This is a genomic window from Bartonella sp. AP21QHHD (assembly GCF_042196205.1).
Taxonomy (GTDB): Bacteria; Pseudomonadota; Alphaproteobacteria; order Rhizobiales; family Rhizobiaceae; genus Bartonella.
This window is the reverse complement of record NZ_JBHIPT010000019.1, coordinates 1-5,977: the sequence shown is the minus strand read 5'-3', so window position 1 is coordinate 5,977 and position 5,977 is coordinate 1. Positions and strand designations below refer to the sequence as shown.

General features: G+C 44.6%; 3 protein-coding genes and 1 pseudogene. 3 read left to right on the top strand and 1 reads right to left on the bottom strand.

From position 1 onward, the window contains the following. Positions 1-402, bottom strand: a pseudogene (locus ACFIMC_RS01760) (type ISP restriction/modification enzyme); the annotation flags it as partial. Positions 403-659: 257 nt separating this feature from the next. Between ACFIMC_RS01760 and ACFIMC_RS01755 the strand changes: the two are divergent. The 3 genes from ACFIMC_RS01755 to ACFIMC_RS01745 all read left to right on the top strand — a co-directional run. After that, positions 660-839 (top strand): hypothetical protein, encoded by a 180-nt coding sequence (locus tag ACFIMC_RS01755; protein WP_375612457.1) that lies wholly within the window; start codon positions 660-662, stop codon positions 837-839. Beyond that, complete coding sequence (locus tag ACFIMC_RS01750) at positions 832-2,592, top strand: ShlB/FhaC/HecB family hemolysin secretion/activation protein (RefSeq protein WP_375680982.1); 1,761 nt, start codon at positions 832-834, stop codon at positions 2,590-2,592. The genes ACFIMC_RS01755 and ACFIMC_RS01750 overlap by 8 nt, the downstream gene beginning before the upstream one ends. Positions 2,593-2,681: 89 nt before the next feature. Continuing rightward, a partial coding sequence (locus ACFIMC_RS01745) for a filamentous hemagglutinin N-terminal domain-containing protein (RefSeq protein ID WP_375680981.1) occupies positions 2,682-5,977 on the top strand: 3,296 nt, incomplete at its 3' end.

Genomic DNA, 5,977 nt, shown 5'->3' with positions numbered 1-5,977 from the left:
TGATATTGCTGTTATAAATAACAGTTGATTTATCCTTTTCCTTACTATTCTTAATTTTTGCAAATTTTATTTCAGTTACATAATAGAATTTTTCGAGATTAGAGATTTCTGTCTGTTTTGGATTACCCTTTTTAAAGGTGACAGGATAAGGTTCTACAGTTTCATAGTTTACGTGCAAATGACCGAGTTCACGCCCTGCTGTCACAAATTTCCAAAAATCATCAGCCGTTTTTACGCAAGGGATACGAGGCAATTCTTTGCATAAATTATCAGCATAACGGGTGCGATAATCTTCTGAATGCAAAAAACCGTAAACATAATAAAACAGATCATCTTTAGTGTTTTTTCATTAGGATAAGCGGCTTTTAAATATGCTAATCCTTCATCAGTTATAGCATTACGCATTTTCTTTTTTTCTTATTTTAGTAAATAAGCGATTGTCATACTATTTTTCTTATCAAGCGATAATAATGGAGTGTTTTTTGTTGTCTCTAATATGTAACAGTTCCAATAAATTTGGTCTATTCTATGAATAAGAGTCTTTACTTAAAGCTCAAAATTATATTACATGCAACACCTTAAAATTAAGAAGCATATTAGAGTGTATGATTGTCATTTAACAATGTCATTGTAAAATCTTCAAAAGCGGGGGAAATGATATGGTTTGCACAACTCATAAAGCAGGTGTATACAGTACAGTCTATGCTTTTTTCTCAGATGTTATAAGTATTATTCTCATCAAAAAATTAAAAAATTGTTACGCGGTTGGCGATTTTTTCTGTGACGCTGACGATATGGTTCATTTTGTTGCTCATTTTGAGGGCACAATGAATGCATAGATTTTTTTTCATTTTTGTTTTTGCGGCTATTTTGTGCCTTTTCTCGTTGCCGAGTTTTGCCCAAAACATTCGTGAGAAAGCGATTAATCAATCAGAGAGCATCCAACGACAACAAACGCAAGAACAGCGTTTTCAACGATTGCACCGTAGAAACGAAACACATGGGATATTTTTGCCAGACGATGATAGCACATCTGCCTATGGTGCTTCGCCTAGTACAACCTGTTTGCTGATCAAAAGCATTGAATTTGTTGGTGCTCAGTTGATTTCTCATACCGACCTTCATGAAGCCATTTCTCTTTGGGAAGGACGGTGTTTGGGGATTGCCGAAATCAATAAAGTGCTCAAAGCGGTGACCAAGCTTTATATGAAGCGCGGCTATATTGCAGTGCGGGCTTATTTGCCTGAGCAGGATTTAAGCGGCGGTCATCTCAAGATTGTTGTTGTTGAAGGCATGATGGAAGATATTACCCTTGATGGGCATAAAGTTGGAAGGAAATCTCAAGGAGAAATCACCACGGCTTTTCCAAACCTTATTGGGAAGCCGACCAATCTGCGCCAGATAGAGCAAGGGCTTGATCAAATCAATCGGCTTTTCTCACGCCAAGCCACCATTAATCTTGGTGCGGGGAGCAATTCGGGTGGTTCGATACTCGATGTTCATATTGAAAAACAGAAACCTTGGCTTATTACGCTTTCCAGCGATAATCTTGGCGCTAAAGCAACAGGGCTTTATCAAACGCGCTTGAGCCTTTCTTTTGATGATCTGTTAGGGATCAATGATCAATGGTCGTTGAGCTATCAGCGCTCTATGGATGGTAGTCCGTATCATTTTTCTCACAAGCGCCCCAATAGTGATACTCTAACGGGATCATTTTCTCTACCCTATGGCACTTGGACAACGGGTTTTGATGGGACGTGGAGCCAATATCATTCGAGTGTTAAGGGAATATTTTCCGATATTATGACTGCGGGCAAGTCTTTATCGCTGACACCGTGGATTTCACGGGTTATCGACCGTGATCAAGAGGGAAAGACCTGGCTTACAGGACGGTTGACATGGAAATATTCTGATAATTTTATTATGGGCAGTCGGGTTGATGTTTCCAGCCGTAAACTAGCTATTGCAACCTTTGAGCTTGATCATTCGCGCAAGTGGCTTGGAGGAGAATTAAGCGCGCATATAGGGTTTCATAAAGGGTTGGCAATTCTTGGCGCTTATGATGATAAAGAGCAAGAGAATACAACAAAAAATTCACCCAAAGGGCAATTTTCCAAATTGTCTTTTTCCCTAGGCTACGTGCGTCCTTTTTCGCTCAAACAATATAACTTTCGCTATAACACGCTGTTTTCAGGACAATTATCACCCGACACGTTGTTTAGTTCAGAGCAAATATCGCTTGGTGGCAGTTCCTCTGTGCGCGGGGTGCGTGAGGCGATTTATTACGGCAATAATGGGGCGTTTTGGCGCAATGAATTGTCGCTGTTGTTGCCAAGTTTTTCTTCGAGAATGGGGCGTAAATTTATGAGCCAATTTGCCCCTTATATGGCGCTTGATCTGGGGGCCGTGGCCAATGATGTAAACAAAAACAGTTTTGGCGGGAGCCTCGTTGGGGCAACTCTTGGTTTCCATGCAACCGGAGACATTACGGATATTGATGTGTCTTATTCAAATATTTTAACCCAATCGACAGTGCGAGAAAAGGGAAATGCGACAGGGTTATTTCAAGTGCGGGCATTATTAAGATTTTAGAGCAAAGGGGCGGTAAAAATATCGCTGCGCTGTTTATACCCATATGGGTTGTTTTTTTAAGAGATAAAGAATTTTATGAGGAGCTGAAGATGCGGAGATTGAAAGATCAAAAGCATAGATTGGGATATGGATACAAGCTATGGCAGCGCGTTCTTTGTGTTTTGCAGCGAGGGATCCATAAAGGGCTTTCACTTGTTTTAAGTTTTTGCTTAGCTTTTCAGCCTTTGTTGTTGCAAGCACAAGCGCTTGGAGCGCGAAGTCCTGTTGCACAAGAGAGCCAAGGGATTAAAGCAGCTGATGGGGTTGGCTCTGTTTTCCGCCCCACGGTGGGGAAAGCTGGCAATGATGTGCCGCTGATTGATATTGTTCGCCCCAATGGACAGGGTCTTTCTCATAACAAATATGACAGTTTCAATGTTGATACCCATGGCGTGATTTTGAACAATTCGACTGAGGAGGTTTCGCGTTCACAGCTTGGGGGATTGGTGCCAGGCAACGGCAATTTGCGTTATAGCGGTGCAGCAAAGGTTATTCTTAATGAAGTGGTGAGTGCCAATCGCTCGCGTCTTGAAGGCGTGAGCGAAGTACATGGGCATATGGCGGATGTTATTATCGCCAATCCCAATGGGATTACCTGTAACGGTTGTGGCTTTATTAATACACCACGGGTGACTTTATCGACTGGACAACCGATCATTGGAGCCGATGGCGCTTTGACTGGGTTGCGTGTTGAGGGTGGAGATATCACCATAGGTTTTCGTGGGGCTGATGGGAGTTCATTAGATATTTTTGATCTTGTTTCGCGCAAGATCAGTGTCGGGGGTCCCATACAGGTCAAAGGAGATTTGGCTGTTATCGCGGGGCGCAATCATTTTGATTATGACAAACGCGAAGCAACTTCTCTTGGTTCTGATGGCAAAGAGCCGGAATTGGCGATTGATTCCAGTGAGTTTGGTGGAATGTATGCGGGGCAGATCCGCGTGATTGCCAATGATAAAGGTGCGGGCGTTAAGATGCGCGGAGACATGGTTGCCAATGCAGGCGCCATGAGATTGACAAGTGATGGCAAGCTGGTGATTTCTAAAGCACGCGCCAAAGGAGCAGTAAAAGCGCGTTCTCACCACGACAGTGTGCATGTGAAAGATCTGCTTTTTTCAGAAGAAGCAGTTGAACTGAAGGCTTTGAAACATGTTGAACTGGCTGAGCAAGCTCGCGTTGCGGCAAGCGGTGCTGTTGATGTGCACGCCGATCTGATCAAGCTCCAGTCTCATGCTCTTCTAGCAAGCGGTATTGGGAGTGATGGTCAACAGTCAGCGACGGGTTCTTTGCATTTACAGGCAGCAAAGCTTGAGGCGGGGAATGGGCGGATAGCCGCCGGTGATCTTTTAGAGATCCAAGCAGCAACAATTGATCTGAGCCGCATGCAAGACAATGATCAAACAGGGGTTTCTTCCCTTGGCGATCTGACCATTAAAACCAATCAAATCAGCGCTTTAAACAATCATATTGGTGCCAAGGGGAATATTGTCTTGAGCGCCGATGATGGGCTCACTGTAGGCGCTGGACATTATAGCGCCGGCGGCTCTCTTTTGGTGGAAGCAGCAGAGCTTACATCACGCGCGCGCTTAGTGGCAGAGCAAAAAGTTGACCTTTATGCGCATCACGGTGCCCTGATCCAAGAAGGCACTGTCTGGTCCAATGGGAAGATAACGCTGGATGCCCATGGTGCCCTCAATCACACGGGTGATATTATCAGTATGCAGCAGGTTGCCTTGACAGCGGGGGGCATGTTCACAACCTCTCAAGAGAGCACGATTTTAAGTTATGATGTGGTTTTAAGTGCTGATGCTTTAACCCAAGCAGGGACTGTGGAAGCCCAAGAAGGAGCATTAACCCTTCAAGTGCGTGATGGGGTCGCAAATAGCGGCACAATGCGCGGTGAGAGTGTCGATGCTCATATTGGTGCATTTACCAATCAAGGGACGTTTATTGCAACCGATGATTTGCATTTGATGGTAAGCACACAAGAAGGCGCCGATCCGCAACAAGCCTTTCTGAAGAATACATCCGAAGGTGTCCTTCAAAGTGGTGGCGTTTTTGTTGTGACCGCAGGGCAATTAGACAATGCCGGTGTGCTTGGCTCTAGTGGTGAGAATGTTGCCCTCAATGTGGCAGGGAATGTCAGCAATAGTGGGCTGATTTACGCCAAAAAATCTATGGATCTATTCAGTGATGGTAATCTGACCAACACACAGGGCAGAATGATTGCAGAAGAGGCTCTCAGCATTGGTGGGCTGAAAGAGACACGTGCTGGTCATATAAATAATGAGGCTGGTCTTCTCAGTGCTTTAGCCGGTGAGATGAAGATTGTTGCAACGTCTTTTGTCAATAAAAGCGCTGAAACGACAAATTCAGAGCAACAAAACGCTACACATGATGAAGGTGCGCATGTTTTAGCGCGGGATGGTTTGCGCATTGATGTGGGCAGTTTTGAGAATGTTGATGGTCTCATTTCTACGCAAGGGGCAGTCAATATTGTTGCAGATAGTGTGATCCAAGCAGGGCACATAGAGATTGAGCGTGGTGACCTTCAACTGACCAGCCACGGTGATTTAAGCAATAGTGGCACAATAGAAAGCAATGATACCATTGCTTTGCATGCGCAAACAAATCTCAGCCAAACGGGGCGCATTGTCTCTAAAAAGCGGATAGAGCTTTCCAGTGATGGCATATTGACAATGGGCGAGACAAGTGAGGTTGGCGCCTATGATGTAACGCTGAAGGCAGGCACACTCACCCAAACTGGGCTTGTGGAAGCGCAAGGCGGGGTACTGACTCTCAACAGTCATGATGTTTTAAGCAATTCCGGTATTATGGTGGGCGGTGTTGTTGATGCGAAGCTTGGGTCTTTAGCCAATTCCGGTCAGCTTTTAGCCAGTGACAGTTTTACGCTTGTGGCAAAAAGTCATGATCCGTCATTGGGGCAAGTTGCTCTGGTTTTAAATGGTGAAGACGGTGTTCTCAAAAGTGGTGGTGCTTTTGTCTTAACCGCAGATGTTTTGGACAATGCCGGCAGTATTGGTTCAAGTGGTGATGGGGTTGCGCTCAATGTGAGCGCTGATCTGAGTAATAGTGGGCTGATTTATGCCAAGAAATCTGCCATTTTCTCCTTAGATGGGGATTTTATTAATAAGTTTGCCGATGTCATTGCTGAAGACAATCTCATCATCCGTGGTTTAAGTGGAGAGCGGGCTGGTCATGTGATCAACAGCTCGGGTCTTTTAGAAGCCGTGTCAGGCGATATGACCTTCGATGTCTCAGCGCTTACCAACATGCGTGAAGGTGGGGTTGAAGTTAGCGATAAAGTGGTTTCTCACAGTTACGT

Coding starts and splice junctions, on each gene's coding strand:
- ACFIMC_RS01755 (WP_375612457.1), top strand. CDS start 660: ATGGTTTGCACAACTCATAAAGCAGGTGTATACAGTACAGTCTATGCT.
- ACFIMC_RS01750 (WP_375680982.1), top strand. CDS start 832: ATGCATAGATTTTTTTTCATTTTTGTTTTTGCGGCTATTTTGTGCCTT.